The following is a 23922-nucleotide window of genomic DNA, read 5'->3' on the forward strand; positions in this document are numbered from 1 at the left end:
ATGAAAAAGACATTAATTTTCTTATTTTTAGGTTTAATTAGTTGTAATTCAACCAAAGTAATTTCGAATTCAGAAAAAGAAAATATAATATCTGAATTGAATTATATATTTAATATTGACCAAAAATATGCAGGAGGTCCTTTTGATTACCTATTTAAAAAACATGAGAAAAAGGAAGCTTGGAAAATTTTTGAAATGATGAGAGATAGTGTTGGTCTTGAGAATCAAAAAAAAATAAAAAAGATATATTCAAAATATGGTTATTTGGGATATGATAAAATTGGTAAAGAATACTCTCGAAAATTTTGGATTACTATCCAACACGCAGACAATGATATTAAGTTCCAACAGAAAATGCTTAAAGAATTAGCAAAAGAAATCGATAAAAATAACGCAGAAAGATCTAATTATGCAATGCTCGAAGACAGAATTGCAATTAACCTAAACCAAAAGCAGAGATTTGGTTCGCAAATTACTTACAATAAATCAGGACAAGCAATTCCAAAAAACGGATTAATTGACTCATTAAATGTTGACAATTTGAGAATTAAATATAATTTACCTCCTTTTAAAGAATATTATAATTCGATGACAACTGATCATTTTGAAATGAACAAAGATTATTTTATCAAGCAAGGAATGAAAGAACCAAAACTCTATGAATAAAAACACTGCCTACAACACACGCTACAAGCAATTTGGGGATTTGGCTTTATGGAAAAATTGGTTTGTATTTGGAAGATTTGGCAAATCCGAATAATGGGCTTAATTTAACCCCAAACTGCTTGTAGCGCGAGAACGTTGTAGGTAATTTTATAAAAAATGTCAACAGACCTAATAAGTAGAATACATTTTAATGAATCTTTAGGAAATTCAGAACCTAAAGAAAGAGTTTATGAATGGTTAAAAGAATCTGAAAAAAAATTTACAACAGAATTTTATGTTAATGATGAAAATTTTCATTGGAGAATAATTTCGTCAAAAGATTTTGTGGATATAATCCATGAAGACGTAACAGATTGGTTATACATTAATTCAGAAAATAATGAATTTAAAGCAATAGGTAAAATTCAAAACGGATTTGAAAATCTAATCGGAGAAAAAAATCAACTTGGTGTTTTTACAATTTGGATATTGAAATCAGATATTGAAACTCTAAAAGTATCTGAAAAGCCAATTTTGATCTGGACACCTCATAATTTTGAATCTAAAATCGAAAATATTGAATATGATTTAAAAAAACTTATTATGAAACTTCAAAATCCTAAAATAAAGATTACCGAATTTGTTAGTTATAAAGAATCAAAAGAATTGAAAAAACGAATTAGATAAAAAAACTACCTACAACAGCGGTTTGCTTCAATGGCTACTTCCGGATTTTCCTACGGAAAATCCGCTGCTGAATGGAATGTTTTGTTATATTTGTAATGGCTTGGTGCTGGTTCAACGCCACTGAGAGCAAGCCGCAGAACGTTGTAAACAATTCTATGATCGACGAAAATAAATACAAATTTAATTGGGGTGACAATTTAGTCAACATAAATACTTTAAGCCCAAATAAAAAATATTTTTACCAAATTCAAAAACCATTTGACTTTTATTGGGGTTGGTTTGTAGCAAAAATTTCATTTCTAGATATTAAAAAAGAAATTATTTACTACAATAACCAATATTACGCATGTCCTATAAATTCTTCAGAGGAAAATGATTTTAAATATGTCTCTTATTCTGAATGTGGAAATTACGCATACTTTTGTGAATTTAAAGATTTTAAAAATGTTTATCATATTTTAATTAATTTCAAAGAAAGGAAGTTTAAACGTATAAAAAAGAAATCCGAAAAAGAAATAATTACGACAAACTTGACAAAAGACGGATTTAATACAGAAGACTTAAAAATATTCGAATACACGAAATGGGAATTAACTCAAATAAACAAAAGATTTGAAAGGAATATATTCTTTTGTAAAATATGGTTTCCGAAAATTTAAAAACTGTTTACAACAGCGGTTTAAAAATATGGCTGGTTTCGGGAAAATCCAAAATGAAGTAGTTGTTTAATTTAAAGTTTTGGTTATATTTGTGAAGGCTTGGTGTTGCGTTTTCGCCACATTTTTAAGCCGCGAAACGTTAGCCGTAATTTTAAAAAAAATAGTAATGAAATCAATTTCTCTCTTTTTAGTTTTCTTTGTACTTTTTGGATGTGATAAATCTCGAACTAATAATGGTCAAGATTTTATTGGAATTTGGGAAAGCAATGACGAACTTAAAATAAAATTAGAAATTAAAGAACAGTATAGAGGAGGAAAAAAAGTTGAAGATAGGTATGAATTGAAAATCATTAAAGGTAAATCAAAACTACCAAAATACTATATTCAAGAAGGGCAATACAATTACCAACTCGTTACAGCAGATCCGCAGTACAATTTCCATCCTTTTATGGAGTTCATTCATAAAAACTCTTTTGGCGATACCATTCCCTACTTAGGACTTGACAAGAAAAATAATGTCTTAAAAAGAAGATATCGCATAAAAGAGATTCCTGAAATTGAATTTAACAGAGTCGAGTAGTTTCATTTTGAAATTTATAAAATAATCAAATTAAAAAACTACGGCTAACAACGGTTTGCTTCAATGGCTACTTCCGGATTTTCCTACGGAAAATCCGCTGCTGAATGGAATGTTTTGTTATATTTGTAATGGCTTGGTGCTGGTTCAACGCCACTGAGAGCAAGCCGCAGAACGTTGGTGGTAATTTTGACCAACGAAACGAAAAAAAACTTAAAACAATTAAATAAATGAAAAAAATAATTCTTCTAATTACTATTCTATTTAATTATAACGTAATGGTATCGCAAACTTACACTTCGAATAGTGGTTTAATAAATTTAAATTTAGGCAACAAATATGAAGAAGCAGAAATTACATACTCTGACAATACAAAAGTCAAGGGTTATATTAATGGCTTTATCGAGAATAATTCAATAGAAGTTGGTTTGGGTTTAGATTATTTTGACAAGCTTGAAGACCAATTAAACCTTGATGACAAAAAATTTCATTTTAAAAAAGAAATTAATGACAAACCAATTATATTAACCCAAGATAAAATAAAAAGCATAAGTGTTGTTGTTAACAATGTTACCAAAACTTACTATTTACTTAAAATTAAGAGTGTAGATAAGAAAAAAAATATTGTTGATTTAGATAGAAAAGTTTGGTTGCCATTGTTAAAGGATAGTGAGAAAATTAAGATTTTTGGTTTTAATCTGTTTATAAATAATAGATATGTACATACTTATACGTATTTGAGTAATGATGATGAATACGCTTTAAAGCCAACAGACAAATCATTTATTAGTTCTGATGCAATAATTGAATCTTATCAAATTATGTTAAAATTTATTTTTAACGATTGTGACAAAATAAAACCCTTGATTGAAGAATTTACCAACAAAGAAAATGCAAAGAAAAAATATGCAGAATTGCAACTTCAAATTAAAGCAGTCAAAAAGGAAAAAGATTTAACAAAAGTTGAAGAGAAAAATAAAATATTAAAATTAAACGAAGATTATTTTACAGAACCATATGTAAAAATGATTGAAGAATATAAAAAATCTTGTAAATAAAAACTACCACCAACACAGGTTTTACGCTATTGCGGGTTTCGGGCTAAATTTAAAGTTAGTTTTGTATCTTTAAAGTCAGTGCAAAACCGAAAGTTTCGGCTTACTTAATCCGCAACAGACGTAAAGCCTGGGAACTTTGTGCGTAATTATAACAAACTAAATCAAATCAAAATGGGATTATTTGACAGAAAAAAAGAAGAAAAATTAACAGGTGAACCAGCATTATTTTTAATGGCTGCTTCTTTACTTCAAAATGGCGAACACCAAAAATCGCTTGAAGTTTTCAACAAGTTGATTTCGGAATATGTTTCAAATCGAGTAAATTTTAATGACGCTGAAATTGCAGAGCAAGATGCTATGATTTATTACAACAGGTCATTAGCAAAATATTATCTCAATGATATGCAAGGAGCAATTGATGATTTAAAAATTTCTGTAAGCATAAGCGAATTAAATCAAGCATATTACCAGTTATTTGTGATTTACCACAATCAAGATAAACCACAAGAAGGAATTGACTATTTGGTAAAATCATATAAGCTCGGGAATAAAGAAGCGGAGAACATTTTAAGGCAAAACACTAATTATTTCAATCAATAATGAGAATAGATTTAAGAAATCAGCTTGCAGAAGGAATGAACAACTTGCAAGCTTGGCGAAGTAGATATAGTAAAAGTGAATATGGAGAGAAGGTACTTCTAAATGTATTCTACAGAAAGTATTCAACTTTATTTATGTGGGACAAAATTCAAAATTCATTTCAAAAGAAAATGTTTGGTGGAAATAAAGTTTTGTGGAGTGACTTCAATGAGGGCTTTCGTGAAATGATGACTTTATACCAAAATCAATCAATGAAAACACAGCCAATATTGTTACAATTGCTATCTGAAAAAAGCAGCAATATGGTTGGTAGTGTTTCCTATGCTGGATTCGCTGATAAAATTAAAGGAGCAAGACAAGGTAACAATTCTGACATTGAAGAAATAGAATTTACATATTTACACTACCTATTGAATGACCAACTTATTTTGATGTGGAGTGCGTTTGGAGGAACAGGACTTTCTAAAATAGATGCTTTGGCTCAAATGTCAGGAGTTATAATTGCTGAAACCGATATGTCAGAATATGGAAAAGTTGAAAACATAATTGGTCAATTATGTACAGGTCCATATTTACACGAAAATTATAATCCATTACCACCATTATAATGGATGAAACAGTTGACAAAGGTCTAAAATTAAGTCTTGGACTACTCTTCTCGATTCCAGAATTTGAGGATTTCTACAAAAACTATTCTCAAGAAAAAAAGATTGAGGGTAAAAATGGTTTTTATTTGTTAATTGAATTTTTTAGAGAAAATCTATCCCAAAAGAGAGAGTTATCGCCAGAAGAAGATATACTGCTAAAACATATTTTTGAATGCACGGAAAATGAAATTTATGCGAATAGTGCTTTAAAAATTTCAATTGTAAATAAGTTGCAAATACCCAATGAAGATTTTCTAAAAGAATTTCAAACTGACTTTCAAGCAATAAAAACAGGCGACTTATCTTTTGAAGAAATAAATAAAGGGAAGTACAAAACAGTAAAAGAATATATTTCTTTACACGGTGTTGATGGAAAAGGATTGTCAGAATTATATGAAAAATATAAGGACTTTAATCACCCATATATTTATGATTTAATCTCAGAACCAATTATTCAAGCAAAAAACTACTCGAATGGAATAGCGGTTCTAAAAAAATCTCTTAAATACGCTTTACGTTATCCAAATTATTTTTGGCATAGTTTGCGAGGTGTAGATGCGTGTGCTACGTCTTTATATCGAATTCAGTTTTTATTGGGATATGACGGTTTTAGGGAAATTGAAAAGTCAATTGAAAACTTCGAAATCAAATTATTAAAATTAATCTTCCTATACCTTTCAAGAGTTATCTATATGAGTGAGGGCAATTTACTCTCTATTGATGCATATTCAAACAGGGCAAGAATTGTAAGGGATTATGGCTACCAATTTATGGTAATTTTTGGAATAGGTGTGATACCAGATATTCAATATATTTCTGATAAATATTTGGCTTACACAACAGCAACAAAAAATAATTTAGTCGGACAACCCTTTATTCAACTAATGTGGGACAGTATGAAAATGTATCGACACGGTTCACATATTCCAAATAATTCAGGAGGATATCAAGAAACTGAAGATGCAACGTGGATGCAGTTAGTACAAAGAGGACATTTGAGAAGTATAAATCTTTCCGAGAAAATTTTGAAAGAATTTGAAAATTTTGAACTGAATTTTACGAACTCAGAAATTGATTTAATCTGTGAAGTAGCACTAAAAAAGAATATAATAACTACGCACAACAGTGGTTTTGCGTAATGGCGGGTTTAGTGCGAAATTCAAGTTCAGTTTTTCAATTGAACTTTAGTGCGAAATCGAAAGTTTCGTCTTCGAAATCCGCCACTACGCAAAGCCACAAAACGTTATAGGGCATTATAAACCTACACACAGATAATGAGCTTGAAAGGACAAACGGTTAGAATAATAGTAAGTGAACCTTGGGATTGGGAAGAAAATCTTTTTGGGACTATCTTATCTGACCGTGGCGGTGATAAGTTATTGGTTAAGTTAACTAAACCTATAAAAGGCAACAAATTGACAAGCGACTTAATAGAACTTAAACCAAGATATGAAAAGGAAACATTTAAACCGCTTGGTCAATATTATTCGGTGACTGTCGGTGGTTCATTAGTAAGAGAAGAGAATGATGAATTTGACTACATAATTATTGGCAGTGTAACACTTGATTAAAATGACAATACTTGAACTACATACAAAATTGAAGAGCGTTGGAATTAATGATAACCAATACTTTCTTCACGGACTTTATGGTTCAGCGGACGACAATGAAAAATTATCCTTGACTATAAAGAAAGGAAAGTTTACACTTGAATATGAAACCTATTTCAAAGAGCGTGGCGAAAAGCATTCTGTAAGAACATTTTATTCAGAAGAAGAAGCTTGTGAGTACATTTATAAAAAGCTAACTAACGAGCAGACTTATACTCGCATTCAAAATATTGAAGGCCTTTCAGGAATGACAGTTAATGAAAGACTTTATGTAAGTGGTTTAATGGATGAATTTGACAAAGTAAAAACCACGAATAAAAGTAGGGCAAAAGAAATATTAAGATGGTTAAGAGTGGACGAACCTTCAATTGAAATGATTATAAAATGACCATTGAAGAAAGAAAAACGCCCTATAACAGCACCTACCCAAAAGTGGCGGATCAGTGGTTAAATCAAGCTTTGTACTTCTATGAAAGTTTGTGCTTAACAGAAAGTGAATCGCTTCAAAACCGCCACCTTCGGGTAGCTGCAAACCGTTATAGCCAATACTTCATCAGGACGAAACCATAAAATGAGCATTGAACAAAAAGATAAAATAGACTTCATTAGCACAACTCCAGAAAATAAAGTTGAGTTAACAATTTCAGATCATTTAGAATGGGATGTGGAAAATAAGCATTTGCTCTTTTTACAAGATAAATTGAACGCATATTTAGATTTTATTCAAAACGGTCAAATTTTAGAGCATTATCCGAATGTGGAAAATAATGGAATTATTATAAGTGTTGTTATGAAGTATCAGCCAAAAGAAGATTCACTTACTTTTCTATATCATTGTGAAAAGTTTATGGAAAAACAAGGTTTAGAATTTAAATGGAAAGTTATAGAAAAATAATAAAGAAACTCATTTGTTCAAGAACAGAAAAACATGACAAAACAGAAAGGAATAATTTTATCATTTTGCTCAATAATATTGGGATTTGTATTGAATGGTTTAGCATGGACAATATTACCTGGACCAACATTTAGTACAATGGGATTATTAATTGGATTAGGTTTATTCATTTTTGGTATTGTAATGTTTATTGCAAGTGTAAACAAAAATTAAAGCCGAAAATAACAGGAAAGTAGAAAAGGTAAATCGAAGTGGAAACAGAAAGTAAAAAAGTACTGGCTATAACAGCAGTTTGGCAAAATTGCTAGGCTTGGTTTTTATCTGTAAGCGTCAGTGCTTGCACTTCTTCTTCGAAGTAAGGTTTTTTCTTTCAAACTTTTCGGTATATTTGTGACCGTAACTAATTAATTGTCGCAACTTTGCCAAGCTGCAACACGTTGTGCGTCAGCTTATCCGAACTAAATGCGAAAAAATAATAATTAATAAATGGAAGTGCTAGGTCATTTTATATTTGAACTTTTAAAAATAACTTTTTTAGGATTTGTTTATTCAACAGTTTTATATTACATATTTAAAATAATTCCAGAAAATAAAAAACCTCAACCCCTAAAATCTAAAAAAATACTTTGGTTATTTATTTCATCATTTCTTTTGTTTTATATGTTTACACCATATGGTAATCATGGACTTGGAGATAGCGCAAGAATTCCTATAAGTTATACTAAAGAAATAAATAACATAAATTGGACGAAATATGGAATACTAAAAGGGATAAGAACAAACGATGGAAATGAAGTTGAATTGACTCATTTTAAAGTTAAAAACAATACTTTATGTGGTAATTTAAGTAGTGATTTTTATGATTTTGAAAATGATTATTTCGTTTATGAAATTGATTCAGAAAAAATAGTTGAATTTAAAAATGAGATTGATTATAATAGATACGCTCAAAAAAATAAATTACCAAAGTCAAACGAATTAAAAAGCTTTGAAGATAATTACAGAGATTATTGGAGTGGTTGGAGGTTTTTCCTTTTACCTTAATAATAAAGCCGCGCGCACAACAGCGGTTTGCTTCAATGGCTACTTCCGGATTTTCCTACGGAAAATCCGCTGCTGAATGGAATGTTTTGTTATATTTGTAATGGCTTGGTGCTGGTTCAACGCCACTGAGAGCAAGCCGCAGAACGTTATGCCTCACCCTATTAGACGACATTTGAACAAGATAAAATGACTGATATAAAAACAAAATATTTATTCTTTACTGGAAAAGGCGGAGTTGGAAAAACATCTCTTGCTTGTGCGACAGCAGTGGAAATGGCCGATGCAGGAAAAGTAGTTCTTCTCGTGAGCACCGACCCAGCCTCCAACTTAAAAGACGTATTAGAAAGCCAAGTTGACGAACATATAAAACAAGTAAATGGGACTGACCGACTTTTTGCTATCAATATCAACCCTGAAAATTCAGCTGAAGAGTATCGAAATAGAGTCACACAACCTTTAGAAGGAATTGCAACAAAACCTGAAATTAAAAAAATCAGGGAAGACCTTTCCGGAGCATGTACTACTGAAATTGCATCGTTTGATGAGTTTTCCCGTTTTGTATCAGGAGAAACTGAAGGGGAAAAATTTGATGTGATTATTTTCGATACGGCACCCACAGGTCACACCTTGCGACTACTTGAACTGCCTGCTGCCTGGTCGAGCTTTACTGAAGAAAATCCTGATGGAGCGTCTTGTTTGGGTCCAACTTCTGCATTGAAAAGCGGAAAAGAGAGATATCATACCGTAGTAAACAGACTAAGAGATGCATCTCTAACTAGTTTTTATATCGTTGCAAGGGCAGATAAAGCTTCATTAAAAGAAGCTTCGAGAACGAGCAATGAATTGAAAGAACTAGGGATGAGTAATCAACTCTTATACATTAACGGCGTTTTCAAAGCAATAGACAAAAATGACTTGCTTGCTCAAAAAATCGAAGCAATGGGCAATGGGCAACTCAATTCAATTCCTGACAATTTGAAGACTTTGCCATTAAAGACCTTTCCGCTTTTGCCCTACAATGTGTTGGGAATTGTAAAACTACGTTCACTATTTAACTCAGAACTACAAAAATACATTTCAGAAAATAATCTACTGAAATCAGAAACGTCCATTCAGGTATTAAAGGGAATAGACCAACTCGTGGATGAACTTTGCGCAAATCAACAATATGGCCTCATTATGACCATGGGCAAAGGTGGCGTGGGCAAAACAATTGCCGCTTCTGCAATTGCAGTTTTACTCGCAAAAAAAGGCTATGAAGTTCTATTAACAACTACTGACCCTGCAGCACATATTCAAGATTTTATTGAACAGTTGGGTGAACTGCCTTCAACATTAACCGTGGAACGCATTGACCCCAAAGCAGAAACACAACGGTACACAGAAAAAATATTAGAACATAAAGGGCAAGGACAATCCGATGAAGCTAAAAAGTTAATTCTCGAAGATTTAAAATCTCCCTGCACAGAAGAAGTTGCTGTTTTTCACGCATTCTCTAAAGCCATTTCTATGGCAAAAAGAAAATTTGTTATAATGGACACAGCCCCTACTGGTCATACTCTTTTGTTATTAGACACGGCTGGTAGCTATCACCGCGACATTATGAGAAACAATATTAATGCAGGTCGACTACGAACTCCGTATATGTTGTTGCAAGACCAGACATTATCAAAAATAATTCTAGTTTCCTTACCAGAAACAACGCCAATGCGTGAAGTAGGAGACTTACAAAACGATTTAAAAAGAGCGAATATTCGACCTTACGCTTGGTTAATAAACCAAAGTCTTTCTATGCTTTCAGGAATTAGTGACCCTTTACTTAAAAGTCGTGCAAATGCTGAAGTAGAAGTCATCAAAACAATAAAAACCGAATATGCTGACAGGACTTTTGGGATTCCATTTATTGCAGAAAAAAAATTACTTCCAGCGTTGTTAGACGAACATTTAAACATAGTAATAATTTGACATGCTGAAAGAAGGGCGAAGGCATAACACACGTTTGGCGTCATGCGGGGTGACGTGCTTACATTCAAGTTCAGTTTTTCAATTGGGCTTTAGTGCTGAGCTGACAGTTTTGTGCCCTGAAATCCCGCACGAAGCCAAGCGTGGGAACGTTAGCAGTAATTTTTGCGTGACGAAAAGGTAAGACATTCAGGGATATTTATTTAATTTGTAGAAAAAAAACATGATAAATATTTACTGTTCAACAAAACTTTCAAACATTATAAAACCTGAAAAATTTACATTGAGAAATTCTGATGCAGAAAATGATTGGAGTGCTCATTTATTTCCAGTTGCAGGAAGAAAATGTGTGATTTTTGTAAACAAAGAAACTTTATATAGTGTTGTATTAATTGATATCCTAAAAAAGGACTTACTAAATCTACAAGTTATTTTTACAGAATTTTTAATTAAACAACTTGAGATTAATAAAATGCTTACTCCGAAATATGAAAATTTCATCAGGGAAAACAATAAAATCATGAATATCTATACAACGGACAATGATAGAAAAACAATGGGATCTTTAAATGATTTCATTTCACATATTAAAGCTTCTTATGATTATTCTGGAGACTTAGATAAAGCAAAAAAATATGTTGTAAAATATTTAAACACAATGCCAAGCAAAGTTTTAAAGTTTCACACACCAAATGATATGATGATTCAAAAAATAAAAAACTACGGCTAACAGCGGTTTTATGCAATGGCGGGGCTTGGGATTTTTTGGGGAAGTTTTTGCTCGCACTTTTTGTATTAAAATTCACGTTTTTCTTTCACTCTTTTCGGTATATTTGTAAACGTCAGTAATAAAAAATCCGCCACTGACATAAAGCCGGCGGGACGTTGTGTGCTATTTTATGGCAAACCTCTTAAAATTTAACCTTTAGCAATGATTTTATGAAAAATATAATTTACTTATTTATGATTATTTTTTCTTCTAGTTATTCGCAACAGAATAACAGAAAGTATTGGATTGGAAAAGAAATAAAAAGTGAAAGTGGATTTTTATTACAAAAGGAAAATTTTGATACTGATTTTGGCATAGCTTTTTCTTATTCTGATACTAAAACTTTATTATTATTTTTCAAAATTGAAAACACAAAAAAAATCATAATTGATATTTTAGAAATTGATAAAAAAGAATTACAAGGAAACAAACTAACTGAATATTGCCATACAATTAAAGGTGCTGATGCAGAAATTATTGCTCTTGTAAAAGAAACAGATAACAATGCCGAATTTTACACTAAAATTAAAAAAGCTTGGCGTGCGAATAGGAAAATTGGTAAATTTGAGAAAATAGCCAAACGAAAAGTAAAAAAATGCAGTAACGAAAATTACGGAAACTAAACTTTGAAAAAACTCACTTACATATTTATTATTCTACTTGTAGCAAGTTGCAAAAATGCAATACAAAATAATTTGACTGTAGATAAAGTCGTTGTTGCTGATACTGTTGCTACCGAAGCTCTACCCGAACACAAAGCCGATACTCTTACTAAAAAAAGTAATCCATTTTTGTTAAACAAACTTTTGTGTTATTGGGAACATTTTTTTGTTGTTGACAATAATGATGGACTTGAAATTACAATGAAATTGTACGATTATAAAACAAAAAAACTACTTTTAGAATATGAGTATCAGCCAAAATATGAAGATAACTATGATTACAAATCTGCAACCTATTTTGATAGCATAAACAAACGTCATTTTGAAGATTATAATTTTGACGATTTTAAGGATTTTACTCTTTATGAATATGGCAGTATGCCAATGACAAGTGCAACTGTTATTATGCTTTTCAATAATGAAACCAAAACTTTTGAACATTCTGAATTATCTGCCGCATTTATTGACGAAATAGATAATGTAAATAGAATTTTGACAACACACGATTGGGATATGGATAACGTATATTATAAAAAATACCATTTCGACAAAAAAGGGAAAATAAAATTTAGAGAAGAAATAACAGAAAGGGATTATTACCCTAATGACACAACTGCGATGAAAATTAAAAATTATCAAAAAATAATAAATGAAAGAGTTGTAAAACAAAGAACTGACACACTAAAAGAATAAAAAAACAGCACACAACACACGTTTGGCGCAATTGCGAATTTTGTAGTAAGTTCACGTTTACGTTTCGCAAGAAATATTATCTTTAACAGAAAATCATCAGTTCCGAAGCTCGCAACCTCGCCAAGCGCCGGAACGTTGTGCAACATTTATAAAAGACAAAACTATGAATTCCCGATTTCTTTTTATTACCTTTTTATTTTTTGTAATGTTAAATGCATGTAAAAATTATTATAATGATACTATAGTTTGGGCGGAAAATATTAAAATTGGGACTGACTTAGAAACTGTAAAAAAAACTCAGCCTAGCTTTGTGGAAATTGCATGGGATAAGCCAATTGAAATTGAAAACCAAGCTGGACCAAATCAAAAACTCTATCAGATAACTGAAATAAGCGGAGATAATGACGTATTAAATATGTCAAAATTTTTAGTTTTTGTAAATGGTAAATATCAACATTTGGAACTCAAAAAGTAATGGATATTTAAACGTTGCACAACAGCGGTTTGCTTCAATGGCTACTTCCGGATTTTCCTACGGAAAATCCGCTGCTGAATGGAATGTTTTGTTATATTTGTAATGGCTTGGTGTTGGTTCAACGCCACTGAGAGCAAGCCGCAGAACGAACGTTAGCAGAAAATTTCGACAAACTAAAACTTAAATTTGACAAATCATTAACGGATACAATAGAATTCACGTTAAGAAATATGAATGATTATTTTTTTATTGCTATTTTTTCTGTGAAAAGTCGGAAATGCTGAAACAGCGACATTAAATTTCTGTAAGTAAGCTAATTTAATTATTTTTACAATGAAAAACTTTTTAAAACTATCTATTGTAACAGTAAGTCTATTATGTACTTTTTGCTCATGTGAGAATGACGAAAATAATTCAATTAAAGAAAATGTTGAATTTTCTAAAATTGACTTTTCAAATCTAAAATTAGAAATTGATTTCAATAAAATTGAGCCAATTAAGAAAAATTTTCCAGAGAACATTAAAAATAAAGAAATAGAATCGATATTAATATCGGATATTCAAAATTTGAATAGTGAGATTGAATTTAGAATAAATAATGATAAAGAGACTAGTTTTATAGAGTATTCGATTACCATAAACAAAGATTTCTATGTTATTAATAATTGGAATTTTATCCCTTCAAATTCTAATATTGCAGCAAAAGGAGGTCCTTATGAAGATATAGGTTGGAAATGTCCAAACGGTCAAACTTTAGTCAATGTTTGTTGGAGTGAAAGTTGTGTAAAAGAAGCTTTAGCTTCTGCTTTAAGTGACATAAGTAGTGGTGATACTGTTAATTTAAAGGTTCATCATGGTGGTGCGCTAGGAGGTGTTTCTATTTGTTCAAACTAATAATCTTCTGCTAACACTGTATATATTCAATAGCGGCTTTTGTGTAAAAATAAAAGCCGCTTTGTTTTTCTAAAAGCTTGTTATAAAGGGAAAGTTTAGTTACTTTTATTCCGCTACTGAAATATATACGAGAGCCGTTAGCGGTCAGGCTAAAAGACGACATCAAACAAAAATAAATGGACAAACTATTAGATAAACTAAGAGAATGGATTAAAGTAATACAAGCTGCATTACTTGGGACAATAATAATTGAAGCTATTCTTGTAATAGTAATTGGTATTGCTTCAAATAAAATTAATGACACGTTCGACCACTGGACTGGAATACTACTAGCTTGTAGTGTATTTTACATTTTTTTGATTGTTATCAAAGCCGCTTACCAGTTTAAATTCCCAAGTTCAATTGTTGATGAATTAATTTCAAAAAGACAATTGGAAGAAAAAAACAAGTTATTCGAGCGACAAAAGGCGATAAACGAGTATATCAATTCTGCAATACAAGGATTAAATAAGCAAACTTGCTCCATTGACACGGTAGCCGATAATGAGCATTTATGCGACAAAGAATTAGAAGTTAGACTTACAGAACTTTTGCAACCTATTGTATCATATACGGACGTAATTCTAGATACATCCACAGAGAAAAAATTTACAATAGGTATTCACTTAGATGCATACCAAAAGTTTCCGAGCAACTACGAAGAAGTAGAAATAAATGAAGTCGAATGGGGAGTTTACATTTCAGATTATGACCCAATTTCAGACAAAGGACTTTTAATCCTTAGAGACGAGTTGGAACTACTTGAAATATTGCCAAAGAACCTTGTTGATGAAGAACGAATCAGCGGAGCTGCTTATGAAATTCAGACAGCAATAAAAAGAACTCTCAATAATCTTACATTTAACACTCACGATTTTTCATATAATGACAAAAAATATTCAATCATTTGCTCTGAGATACTTGAAGTTTGCTCTGATGATTATGTCAATGGTGTTCTTTTTATTATTCACCATCAAGGGATAAGTTTCCCTACGGATGTTTCAGAAATATTAGGAATTTTTAATCGAATTACTGCTAACTACGTCTCGAAATACAACTCTTGCATAGTGGACGAGATAATATCAAAGAAGAAAAAAAATAATATCGCTTCTTGATAAGCAAATAAAAGAAAATAGAATGAGTAATACTTCGTCAAACAATTTTTTAGAAAGATTTCAGAAATATAAAAATGAATTAATTCGTGCTACAACAAATTCAATTTTGGATTCTACAATCCAATTTTTTTATGACAATGCTAAGGGCGAACCAGCTCCGACAGGTAGTGGACTCTTAATCTCAATTGCGGACAGATTTTTTATGCTTACTGCTGCTCACGTCATTGCAGAAGATTACAATAGCATTTTTATAATTCTACCAGATAAAGAATTAACACTTGGTGGCAAATTACATTTTACGCCATTACCTCTAAGTGGTAAAAGGGAAGACGACAAAATTGATATTGCAATAATGGAATTAGAAGATAGTGTTGTTTCTGACATTCTTTCATCTTTCAAATTTATTACACTTGATAATATTGAAATAGGGCATAAAGTAGATGAATTACCATATTATCTTTCCGTTGGTTATCCTGCTACAAAAACTAAAAAAGTTTGGAAACAAGATGAAATTTCTGCAATTCCATATCCCTACCAAACCGAACCTGAACCAAAGTTTGAATTTGAGAAATTTGGGTTTAATAAATTTTCACACATAGCTGTAAAGTTTGATGGCAAGGTAACTTCCGAGAGCAATAAAAGTGTGCATAGTGCCCCAAAAATGAACGGAATTAGCGGAAGTGGATTATGGTATTTAAAAGACTTTGCAACGCCAAATATGATAGATAACAAGCAACTTGTGGGGCTTGTAATTGAACGAGTTAACACATCAGGTAACCAAGCAATAATTGCAACACGAATTGATTTAGTGACAGAGTTTTTACGACAACATTTTAATTTAGATGTTCCTAAATCAACGACAGTAAAAGTAAATTTGAAATGATAGAGAACTTAAGTATAATGAACAAAAGCCCGAACCGCTAACAGCACCTTGCCAAAAGCGGGGCGGACGTGGTGGCAGAAACTTTTCGGCTCCGAATAAACATTAGTGGTAGCTTGACAGGTTGGTGCTCCGAAAGCCCCGCCTTCGGCAAGCTGCGAAACGTTATGCGGCATTTTAAAACAGACACCTTAAACGACATTATATGATTTTTCAAAGAGACGCCCTTGGTAATGTAATTTGTAACATTAGAATTCCTAATGCTCAAGGAGAAGAAGTTGGAACGGCTATTTTTATCGAGAAAAATAACGAACCATATTTACTAACGGCTGAACATGTCGTAAAAAATATCAATCCCCAGACCTACGCTGTACTTTCCGACCAAAATGGAGTACCGACAAAGGTTATGCTAAATGTACTTTTAGGTGGGGCGACATTTACTTATCATGGACAAGCAGATTTAGCAAAAGCAAAAATTGTTATTACGGCAGCTAACTCCTCCTTTCTTCAAGGACGTTGTTTTCCATACAATCAAATCGACACAAGTACAAACCCAGTTTCAAAAGACGTTGAACTAACAACTATTGGATTTCCCTTAGGACTTGGAGCAGTCGGTGCAAAATTTTCTCCTTTATCCTATAGGACTTATGCTGCAGCCCCATCAATAACGTTGCCTCGATTTGACAATCAAGTTCAATGCGATTTTATAATCTTAGAGTTACCTAGCATAGGTGGATATAGTGGTGGACCTATGTTTGACTTAGGATATATGATTTCTGGAATGATGACTCAGACTAAAGAAAAAACAATATTACATGGTTTAGTTCACGGAACAATTTCTGACCCGACAGGCGGAAAACTTGCTGCAATAACACCTTGTAAATATTTGAATGGTTGGTTATAAAAACAAAAAACGACCGCATAATCGAGTAGACGGCTCCGCCAGAAACTGACGGAGTGCGCCTCTCAAATGTTTACATTCACGAAATCCTATAAAAACAAACTAAACTTTGAGTACACCACCGAGTCCTTCGGCAAGGCTCAGGATAAACCAAGCGGGTCATCCCGAAAATACGGGACAGGCTTTACTCGGCGGTTTCCCGAAAATACGGGACAGGCTCCAAGAGATGGGTTAAGTTGTAAATGTAATTCGGTTAAGGAAACATATCCTCTTTTCTTCAAGCGTTGTAAAGTAATGGTAGTGCCTAAAATAGGTCTTTCATTTTCAATAAAACTCACAAACACCCCTATAAATCTAAAAAGATTACCCAAACTAATCTTATCTTCTAAACTACTCATTTGGAACTGATGAAAGAAAATTCCTTGGACATATTGCCTAATTCAAAATACAACTTATCTACTTTTCTTACAACTATTTAGCTATATTTGTTGTTAGGATTACTTCGTCAGTTCGCTGTCGCTCGGGTGTGCAGTTTTTTTACAATCTGATGTTAGCAGCCCTACTAACTCAACGCGACGAGAAAAAACACGAAATAATTTTCCCGTTTTGGGAACTTTTTTATCTTTGTCAAAAATTAAGACATTTGAGAGTAATAGCTAAAAAAATACTGAGGGATTTTTGGGAAATACATGCTGATTGTGAGCAACAATTAAAATCGTGGTTTCACGAAGCAAGTAAAGCGGAATGGAAAAATCCAAACGAAATAAAGCTAGATTACCCAAGTGCTAGTATTTTAAATAATAATAGAGTAGTTTTCAATATTAAAGAAAATAATTATAGATTAATTGTTAAGCTAAATTATGATTATCAAATGATTTGGATTCGATTTATTGGAACGCATGCAGAGTATGACAAAATTAACGCTAACGAAATTTAAAAGCTATGGAAATTAAACCTATAAAAAACGAGAAAGATTATAATCAAGCTTTGGAAAGATTAGAAACTATCTTTGACGCCAAGCCCGGAACACCAGAAAGTGATGAACTTGAAGTTCTTGGAATTCTTATTGACCAATATGAAAATGAGCATTTTCCAATTGGATTACCTGATCCAATCGAAGCGATAAAGTTTAGAATGGAGCAAATGGGTTATAACCAAAACGACTTGGCAAAAATTGTTGGCTTGAAAAGTAGAGCTAGTGAAATCTTGAATCGAAAAAGAAAACTTTCTTTGGAAATGATACGTCAACTTCATGAAAGGCTTCACATACCAACAGATGTTTTAATTCAAGCTTACTAATAAAGTACGGCAGCTAACAGCCGTAACTGTTGCACAACTCCCATTTTTTAAAAAGATCCCGAAGTTTCGGGACAAAAAACATAAAACTCAACCTCTTTTAAAGTAATTTAAGAGCGGTTTATTTTTTAGATGTAGTTCAAAATCATAAAATTTGAATAGCTTACATTGGAGTTTTTGAAGTCTGTAACCATTGATTTTACAAAAGCAAAGCATTTCCCTTGTTTTAGGGAAATTCATTTAATGTGTTGCATACATAAAATACAGCTATTCTATTTTTCTTACCACTATTTAGCTATATTTGTTGTTAGGATTACTTCGTCAGTTCGCTGTCGCTTGGGTGTGCAGTTTTTTTACAATCTGATGTTATTGGCAAGCAAAAAAAACAACACGTGCTTTAAAAACAAAAATTGCACGTATCGAGAAAACTTCTTAACTTTGCACGTATAAGTTTAACTTAAAAAGGTCGTGTATCATGAATACTAAGCTAACATTAACAATCGAACAATCTGTAATTGAAAGGGCTAAAAAATATGCTAAAGAAAAAGAAAGCAGTTTATCTGATTTAATTGAAAATTATTTGAAAGCATTAACAAAAGATAATGCTCAAGATGATATTGAATTAACTCCTATCGTAAAATCGTTAAAAGGTTCGTTCAATGCTCCAAAAAATATCGATTATAAGAAGGATTTAGTAAATAGATTAGCTGAAAAATATTTATAATCTATGGCGAAAATTCTAATCGATACTGATGTTATTCTTGATTTCTTTTTTGATCGAGAACCATTTTCGGAAAACGCAGCAAAAATTCTATCTCTTTGTGAATCAAAAGAAATTAAAGGATTTGTCACTCCTGTAATTATTAGCAATGTCTATTATTTACTAAGACAAACTGCGAAACACGAAAAAGTAATTGAAAAGTTAAAAATGTTAGTTTCAATTACAGATATTCTTGTAATTAATAAAGACTCAATATTGCAAGCATTAAATTCAGAGTTCAAAGATTTTGAAGATGCTTTACAAAACTACTCAGCGGAACTAAACAAAGAAATTGATATTATAATTACACGAAATACAAAAGATTATAAAAACAGTTCTTTAGGAGTTATGACACCGGACAATTATCTAAAAATGAGAATTGCCAGCCTATAATCGTGTAGACTGCCCTGCCAGAAACTAGCAGGGAGAGCCTCTCAAATGTTTACATTCACGAAGTCCTGTAAAAAAACAAAATAAACTTTGAGTACACCACCGAGTCCTTCGGCAAGGCTCAGGGAGTTATTCCGAAATATCATTACTTTTATTTATAATAATTGTATTAAAATCATACAAACTTATAACAATGAGTCATTTATTTTCAAATAAGTGTTTATACGTATTTGATTTGTAATTTTTTATGATACATTTGTTTCTTAACTTTTAAATTTAAAACATGAAAAAAATTACTACCTTTTGTTTGATTGCATTATTTGCTAGCAGTTTTGCAGTTGCTCAAAAGAAAAAAGTAGCGGTTGTTACTTTTTATGCCAACAAAATGGTTGAGTTTAATGAATTAGGTGCAGGATTTGATTTTTTATTACAAGATATTCTACAACTTCGTGATGACCCGAATTTTAATTTGACTCCGATTTTAAATACATATCATGACAATTTTTTTAATGATTACTCTAAAGAATTTCCTTTTGAATTACTACCTGAATCAGAGGTTTTAAACAATGCTGATTATCAAAATTTTACTCCTAAGTTTGATGTAAAAAATTATGATGCTGCCAATTATTTAATGCACGGAAATTATAAATATATTTATGAAGGTTTCATGGGACAAGCGAATGAAGTAGCTATGGCTAAAATGTTTGCTGATAAAGCAGATGGAGTGATGTTTGTATATGTTAATTTTGCTTTTGAAAAAGGATTTGGAATAGGGAGTACCATGACCATTAAAATGAGAGCTACAACTCGAGTGGCTTTATACAACAAAACAGGAGAGAAAGTTTTTGCTTTTTATGAAAACGAGCGTTCAAAGAAAACCGGTGTAATGGTAGGTGGAGTTCCTGTGGTAAAACCAGAGAAAATTCTTCCTATGTGTGAAAGTGCTTTACAAGAATTAATGGGCGATTTGAGAAAACGAATAGCTAAGATAGTAAAGAAATCTGATGTTAAATTATAAATATAAAGCCACTTCTTAGTGGCTTTTTTTATAGGAAGTTTGAACCAAGGGGATTATTTTTTTGAAAACTATAGTCATCAATATGTTGGTTGCTATGAATGATGAAAAAAAATCTCTTAATGATATATCATTAATCCTAATATAAAATGTAAGAAAGGTATATTTAAAAGGTGCGATTCATCAGATTTTAGGATGTTTTAACCCAAGTATGTTAAAAATAAACTACTCACAACTGCGGTACCTGTTGCACAACTAGTGTTTTTTAAAAAAACTTCTCTAGGTTTAGGGATAAAAAACTACTTTCATAGTAATTTAAGATATTATATGTTAATTTCTACAGTGGTGTAAAGACGAGAGATAAGAAGCAGGTTAGTGTTTTCATGTTTTTACTTTACAATTACAAAAAACAATTCGTAAAAACATAAATTTACTATTTATATTTGGGGTTTAGCAATAAAAGAATAAAGCAAACAAATTAACCTATTAGAAGCAGTAAAATGAAAACAAAACAAAATATCTTATCCCCAAAAATGATAGTTGAAGTTTGGAGTGATATCCTATGTCCTTTTTGTTATATAGGAAAACGCCAATATGAAACCGCGCTGGCCCAATTTGCAGATCGCAATCACGTTGAGCTTGTCTGGAAAAGTTATCAATTAGATCCTACGGCTAGTGAAGTAGCTTCAGAAAGTCAATTGGATTATCTAGTAAAACGAAAAGGGATGAGTGTAGAGCAAGTAAAAGGAATGTTGGATAATGTAATTGAATATGCAAAACAAGTTGGTTTAGAATATGATTTATATAATGCTGTAATTGTAAATTCATTTAAGGCTCATCGACTTATACAGTTTGCTAAAACAAAAGGTTTAGGTGATGCCATGGAGGAGCGATTATTCCGTGCCTTTTTTACAGAATGTAAAAACGTAGCCGATTTAGCTATATTGACACAATTAGGAACAGAAATAGGTTTAGATGAAACGGAATTACAAGCCGCCTTTACTGACGACTTGTATGCTTATATGGTAAATCAAGACATACAAGAAGCACGACAAATTGGGGTTACTGGTGTGCCTTTTTTTGTGTTTAATCGCAAGTATGGGGTATCGGGAGCCCAACCAGCAGAAGCCTTTTTACAAACACTGGAAACTTCTTTTGCTGAATGGCGTAAAGAACATTTAGTCACAAAATTAGAAATTATAGAAGGAAACGTTTGTAAACTAGACGGGGAGTGTGAATAAAAAGATGAGATGAAAAATATTTATCTTGATAGTAAATTTCTAGCTTATGAAAGCTTTCGCGTATTTAAGTTAGAGGTTAATTTAATTTATTTTAAAACAAAAGCCGTTACAAAATTTTGTAACGGCTTTTTAACTTAATCTAACTAAAACAATAAAATTTGAACAAATCCGCCTACATTATTTTCATTATGTTTTAGTGGACCGTAGTATTCTACATTAGAGCCAACACCAAAAGCAAATTCTTTATAACTTAATCCCAATCGGGCTCTGAAATAACTTCTAGCGTGTAAATCTAGTGACATTGTATGCGTATACACCCCTTGAAGACGGGTATATAAATTCCATTTATCATTAATTTTTGGTTTGTATTCGATTAGCGCTAAACCTTCTAAATTAGCATCTTTGGATAAATCTACTCTAGGCACTGCAATAATAAGCCAGTTGTTATTTTTAAATGTATAAATCAAACTAGCTGACGGACGTATTCCAGTTACAGGCGTATTGTGAAATCCTGCTGCCACTTTTAATCCATTAAAAACTTTATATGTTAGGCTGGCTTGCGTCATGTGATCTTGTAGGTTTTGTTCGCTCCAATCGGAATTGATATCGGTAACACTAAAAAATCCTAATTGCGGAATGCTTTTGATTTGTTTATCTATAATCATTTGGAACGAAACGCCTCTGTTTCCAACTAAGGTTTCAACATTGATAGGAGGATTTTGAAAAGTATTTGATTCTTGTGCTAGTAGAGCCGTTGAACAGAACATACTTAACAGTGTTGCTTTTAAAAGATTTTGCTTTAATTTTTTCATTTTAATTTTGATTAAATATTTTTTTTACTAATTTTTTTTGATATTAAATATTATTTGAGTGATATTTTGACAAAAATAGAATGCTTAAATATTTTACAATAGGATAAATGTTTATTAAATAGAATAAATATTGCAAGTTGTTCTTATAGCACTATAGGATAAGCTATTCTAATTAGTATAAAGGCGGGATATTTACATTGTTACTACTTACTTATAATTGTTGTATTTCATTTTCCATATTTTCTCGAGCTTTATCCTCGAAAAGCGATTGGAACTCTTGGGTTTGATAAATAGAAGGCTGGGTTAAGAAGTGATGCAAAGCCTTTTTTCGGGCAGGATTATACAGGATATCGGGATAGATTTTGTACTCGTCTCTAATTTCTTGGGTGTATCTTTTATATTGCTCCTCATTTTTAGATAAAACTTTTAAATCAAAATCGATAAGCCAATTGCAATCTTCTTCTATGTGGTGAAGATGGTTTTGGGTAGCCAAAATCATATCAAAAACCAATTCTTTATTGATTTTATAATCAGGTTTTAATAGTGAAATGGCATATTGAGCACTTTTTAATTCATTGTCGGTTTTCGTTACCTTATAAATGTAGTCGTGGTAAAAAATGCTATAGAGTACTTCGTTTGGATGCTCTAGCTCTTGCTTATACAAAGAAAAACTAAACACCATTTCTTCTAAGTGGGTAAGGTTATGATAGTATCTCGATTTTTGAGTATAGTTTTTTTCTAAAGCTAGCCACAGCGTAGGAATTTCTGTAGACGTAAAGCCGATTTCTAATAGTAATTGGGTATAGGTTTCTTGGAGATTCATGATTGGTATTTTCTCAAAAGTACGATAGTTTTTTGGGGGTAGCAAACAATCTAGAACAGCAACTTGTTTTATTTCGATTGATACTTTTCAAGTTTATATAAAAGATTTGAAGATGAATACATAAGAACCTGTGTTTAAAAAATCAAAATATATACTTTTTTCTCATAAAAAGGCAATTTTTACAAAATTATCAAAATTAAAAATGAAATAAATTCTACTAAAATTTACACTTTTCTTAATTTTAAAAGACAATAATTACATTAAATAAAAAAAATAATTAAAATTTTTATTATATTATTTTTTGTGATTTTTGCAAAATTAGTATATTTATGCAAAAATTATATATATGGAGATTTTCTCTTGTCCCAAATGCCAAAGCGATACTATTGTTAAAAGTGGAATTATTAAAGATAGACAGCGCTATTTGTGCAAATCATGTAATTATTACTTTACCGTAAACAAGCTGGGAAAAAAGATTGATGATTATTATGTAACTAAGGCGTTACAGTTGTATTTAGAGGGCTTAAGTTTCAGAGAAATTGAGCGTATTATAGGAGTTTCGCATGTTTCTATTAGCAATTGGGTAAAAGAGTTTAAAATAAAGAAACCACCACATCCAAATTACCATCCTACTTATAAGATTTTCAAACATAATGAGTTAGTAGATTACTTGCAAAACAAAGACCAATTATCGGGAGCTGGTATGATTATAACAGAGTTAGGAGATAAGTTTATGTTAATTAAGTGGGAACGCTTTAAAGACTAGCTATACA

At 31.5% G+C, this 23922-nt stretch carries 33 protein-coding genes; 30 read left to right on the forward strand and 3 right to left on the reverse strand.

Translation table 11 applies throughout. The features are described 5' to 3' along the window. The 23 genes from NAT47_RS07085 (at position 1) to NAT47_RS07195 (ending at position 16815) form a co-directional block, all read left to right on the forward strand. Complete coding sequence (locus NAT47_RS07085) at positions 1-666, forward strand: DUF6624 domain-containing protein (RefSeq protein ID WP_250581684.1); 666 nt, start codon at positions 1-3, stop codon at positions 664-666. Positions 667-822: 156 nt separating this feature from the next. Then, positions 823-1332, forward strand: a complete 510-nt coding sequence (locus tag NAT47_RS07090; RefSeq protein WP_250581687.1) for a hypothetical protein — start codon at positions 823-825, stop codon at positions 1330-1332. A gap of 155 nt (positions 1333-1487) precedes the next feature. Continuing rightward, positions 1488-1991, forward strand: a complete 504-nt coding sequence (locus NAT47_RS07095) for a hypothetical protein (RefSeq protein ID WP_250581689.1) — start codon at positions 1488-1490, stop codon at positions 1989-1991. A 166-nt stretch (positions 1992-2157) separates the two neighbouring features. Further along, a complete protein-coding gene (locus NAT47_RS07100; RefSeq protein WP_250581691.1) occupies positions 2158-2571 on the forward strand; it encodes a hypothetical protein in 414 nt (137 codons plus the stop codon). Between the two features lie 227 nt (positions 2572-2798). After that, entirely contained in the window at positions 2799-3626 is an 828-nt protein-coding gene (locus NAT47_RS07105; RefSeq protein WP_250581692.1) for a hypothetical protein, read from the forward strand. Between the two features lie 171 nt (positions 3627-3797). After that, the gene (locus tag NAT47_RS07110; RefSeq protein ID WP_131541108.1) at positions 3798-4226 is read left to right on the forward strand and encodes a hypothetical protein; all 429 of its coding nucleotides are present in this window, start codon (positions 3798-3800) and stop codon (positions 4224-4226) included. Further along, positions 4226-4834 (forward strand): hypothetical protein, encoded by a 609-nt coding sequence (locus tag NAT47_RS07115; protein WP_250581693.1) that lies wholly within the window; start codon positions 4226-4228, stop codon positions 4832-4834. Before NAT47_RS07110 ends, NAT47_RS07115 begins: the two co-directional genes overlap by 1 nt. Then, positions 4834-6012 carry a hypothetical protein gene (locus NAT47_RS07120; protein ID WP_250581695.1) on the forward strand — a complete coding sequence of 393 codons (1179 nt, stop codon included), beginning with the start codon at positions 4834-4836 and terminating at the stop codon, positions 6010-6012. The genes NAT47_RS07115 and NAT47_RS07120 overlap by 1 nt, the downstream gene beginning before the upstream one ends. A 135-nt stretch (positions 6013-6147) precedes the next feature. Then, on the forward strand, positions 6148-6444 hold the full coding sequence (locus NAT47_RS07125; RefSeq protein ID WP_250581697.1) for a hypothetical protein: 297 nt from the start codon (positions 6148-6150) through the stop codon (positions 6442-6444). A 1-nt stretch (position 6445) separates the two neighbouring features. Then, complete coding sequence (locus tag NAT47_RS07130; protein WP_250581698.1) at positions 6446-6871, forward strand: hypothetical protein; 426 nt, start codon at positions 6446-6448, stop codon at positions 6869-6871. After that, positions 6868-7053 carry a hypothetical protein gene (locus NAT47_RS07135; RefSeq protein WP_250581700.1) on the forward strand — a complete coding sequence of 62 codons (186 nt, stop codon included), beginning with the start codon at positions 6868-6870 and terminating at the stop codon, positions 7051-7053. Before NAT47_RS07130 ends, NAT47_RS07135 begins: the two co-directional genes overlap by 4 nt. A 1-nt stretch (position 7054) precedes the next feature. Further along, entirely contained in the window at positions 7055-7378 is a 324-nt protein-coding gene (locus tag NAT47_RS07140; RefSeq protein WP_250581702.1) for a DUF6572 domain-containing protein, read from the forward strand. Between the two features lie 33 nt (positions 7379-7411). Then, positions 7412-7591, forward strand: coding sequence for a hypothetical protein (locus NAT47_RS07145; protein ID WP_250581703.1), 180 nt, complete (start codon positions 7412-7414; stop codon positions 7589-7591). Between the two features lie 447 nt (positions 7592-8038). Further along, complete coding sequence (locus tag NAT47_RS07150; RefSeq protein WP_250581705.1) at positions 8039-8422, forward strand: hypothetical protein; 384 nt, start codon at positions 8039-8041, stop codon at positions 8420-8422. Between the two features lie 186 nt (positions 8423-8608). Continuing rightward, positions 8609-10387: an arsenical pump-driving ATPase gene (arsA, locus tag NAT47_RS07155; RefSeq protein ID WP_250581707.1), complete on the forward strand. Its 1779-nt coding sequence runs from the start codon at positions 8609-8611 to the stop codon at positions 10385-10387. Between the two features lie 220 nt (positions 10388-10607). After that, positions 10608-11114, forward strand: a complete 507-nt coding sequence (locus tag NAT47_RS07160) for a DUF6933 domain-containing protein (RefSeq protein WP_023569861.1) — start codon at positions 10608-10610, stop codon at positions 11112-11114. A 209-nt stretch (positions 11115-11323) separates the two neighbouring features. Next, positions 11324-11776 carry a hypothetical protein gene (locus NAT47_RS07165; RefSeq protein ID WP_250581709.1) on the forward strand — a complete coding sequence of 151 codons (453 nt, stop codon included), beginning with the start codon at positions 11324-11326 and terminating at the stop codon, positions 11774-11776. Between the two features lie 3 nt (positions 11777-11779). Further along, positions 11780-12508, forward strand: a complete 729-nt coding sequence (locus tag NAT47_RS07170; RefSeq protein ID WP_250581710.1) for an XAC2610-related protein — start codon at positions 11780-11782, stop codon at positions 12506-12508. 163 nt (positions 12509-12671) lie between these two features. Further along, entirely contained in the window at positions 12672-12983 is a 312-nt protein-coding gene (locus tag NAT47_RS07175) for a hypothetical protein (RefSeq protein ID WP_250581712.1), read from the forward strand. A 333-nt stretch (positions 12984-13316) separates the two neighbouring features. Then, complete coding sequence (locus tag NAT47_RS07180) at positions 13317-13877, forward strand: hypothetical protein (RefSeq protein ID WP_250581714.1); 561 nt, start codon at positions 13317-13319, stop codon at positions 13875-13877. Between the two features lie 176 nt (positions 13878-14053). Then, on the forward strand, positions 14054-15031 hold the full coding sequence (locus tag NAT47_RS07185; RefSeq protein WP_250581715.1) for a hypothetical protein: 978 nt from the start codon (positions 14054-14056) through the stop codon (positions 15029-15031). Between the two features lie 22 nt (positions 15032-15053). Further along, the gene (locus NAT47_RS07190; RefSeq protein WP_250581717.1) at positions 15054-15914 is read left to right on the forward strand and encodes a serine protease; all 861 of its coding nucleotides are present in this window, start codon (positions 15054-15056) and stop codon (positions 15912-15914) included. A 202-nt stretch (positions 15915-16116) separates the two neighbouring features. Beyond that, the gene (locus tag NAT47_RS07195) at positions 16117-16815 is read left to right on the forward strand and encodes a serine protease (RefSeq protein WP_250581719.1); all 699 of its coding nucleotides are present in this window, start codon (positions 16117-16119) and stop codon (positions 16813-16815) included. 137 nt (positions 16816-16952) lie between these two features. Here the strand turns inward: NAT47_RS07195 and NAT47_RS07200 are convergent, their stop codons facing one another. Continuing rightward, positions 16953-17210 carry a hypothetical protein gene (locus tag NAT47_RS07200; RefSeq protein WP_250581721.1) on the reverse strand — a complete coding sequence of 86 codons (258 nt, stop codon included), beginning with the start codon at positions 17208-17210 and terminating at the stop codon, positions 16953-16955. A 245-nt stretch (positions 17211-17455) separates the two neighbouring features. Here NAT47_RS07200 and NAT47_RS07205 point away from each other — a divergent pair, with 245 nt between their 5' ends. The 6 genes from NAT47_RS07205 to NAT47_RS07230 all read left to right on the forward strand — a co-directional run bounded on the left by NAT47_RS07205 (position 17456) and on the right by NAT47_RS07230 (position 21514). Next, positions 17456-17749, forward strand: a complete 294-nt coding sequence (locus tag NAT47_RS07205; RefSeq protein WP_250581722.1) for a type II toxin-antitoxin system HigB family toxin — start codon at positions 17456-17458, stop codon at positions 17747-17749. 5 nt (positions 17750-17754) lie between these two features. Further along, positions 17755-18111 (forward strand): helix-turn-helix domain-containing protein, encoded by a 357-nt coding sequence (locus NAT47_RS07210; protein WP_250581723.1) that lies wholly within the window; start codon positions 17755-17757, stop codon positions 18109-18111. Positions 18112-18583: 472 nt separating this feature from the next. Next, entirely contained in the window at positions 18584-18832 is a 249-nt protein-coding gene (locus NAT47_RS07215; RefSeq protein WP_250581724.1) for a DUF6364 family protein, read from the forward strand. A 3-nt stretch (positions 18833-18835) separates the two neighbouring features. Next, positions 18836-19261: a PIN domain-containing protein gene (locus tag NAT47_RS07220; RefSeq protein ID WP_250581725.1), complete on the forward strand. Its 426-nt coding sequence runs from the start codon at positions 18836-18838 to the stop codon at positions 19259-19261. Between the two features lie 280 nt (positions 19262-19541). Continuing rightward, positions 19542-20276: a hypothetical protein gene (locus NAT47_RS07225; protein WP_250581726.1), complete on the forward strand. Its 735-nt coding sequence runs from the start codon at positions 19542-19544 to the stop codon at positions 20274-20276. Positions 20277-20773: 497 nt separating this feature from the next. Next, the gene (locus NAT47_RS07230; protein ID WP_250581727.1) at positions 20774-21514 is read left to right on the forward strand and encodes a DsbA family oxidoreductase; all 741 of its coding nucleotides are present in this window, start codon (positions 20774-20776) and stop codon (positions 21512-21514) included. Between the two features lie 143 nt (positions 21515-21657). Here the strand turns inward: NAT47_RS07230 and NAT47_RS07235 are convergent, their stop codons facing one another. Both NAT47_RS07235 and NAT47_RS07240 read right to left on the reverse strand, forming a co-directional pair. Continuing rightward, positions 21658-22326 carry a hypothetical protein gene (locus NAT47_RS07235; protein ID WP_250581728.1) on the reverse strand — a complete coding sequence of 223 codons (669 nt, stop codon included), beginning with the start codon at positions 22324-22326 and terminating at the stop codon, positions 21658-21660. 211 nt (positions 22327-22537) lie between these two features. Next, entirely contained in the window at positions 22538-23149 is a 612-nt protein-coding gene (locus NAT47_RS07240) for an HD domain-containing protein (RefSeq protein ID WP_250581729.1), read from the reverse strand. Between the two features lie 346 nt (positions 23150-23495). Between NAT47_RS07240 and NAT47_RS07245 the strand changes: the two genes are divergently transcribed. Beyond that, positions 23496-23915 carry an IS1/IS1595 family N-terminal zinc-binding domain-containing protein gene (locus tag NAT47_RS07245; protein WP_250581730.1) on the forward strand — a complete coding sequence of 140 codons (420 nt, stop codon included), beginning with the start codon at positions 23496-23498 and terminating at the stop codon, positions 23913-23915. Positions 23916-23922 lie beyond the last annotated feature (7 nt).

It is taken from the genome of Flavobacterium fragile (genome assembly GCF_023634865.1).
Taxonomy (GTDB): Bacteria; Bacteroidota; Bacteroidia; order Flavobacteriales; family Flavobacteriaceae; genus Flavobacterium; species Flavobacterium fragile.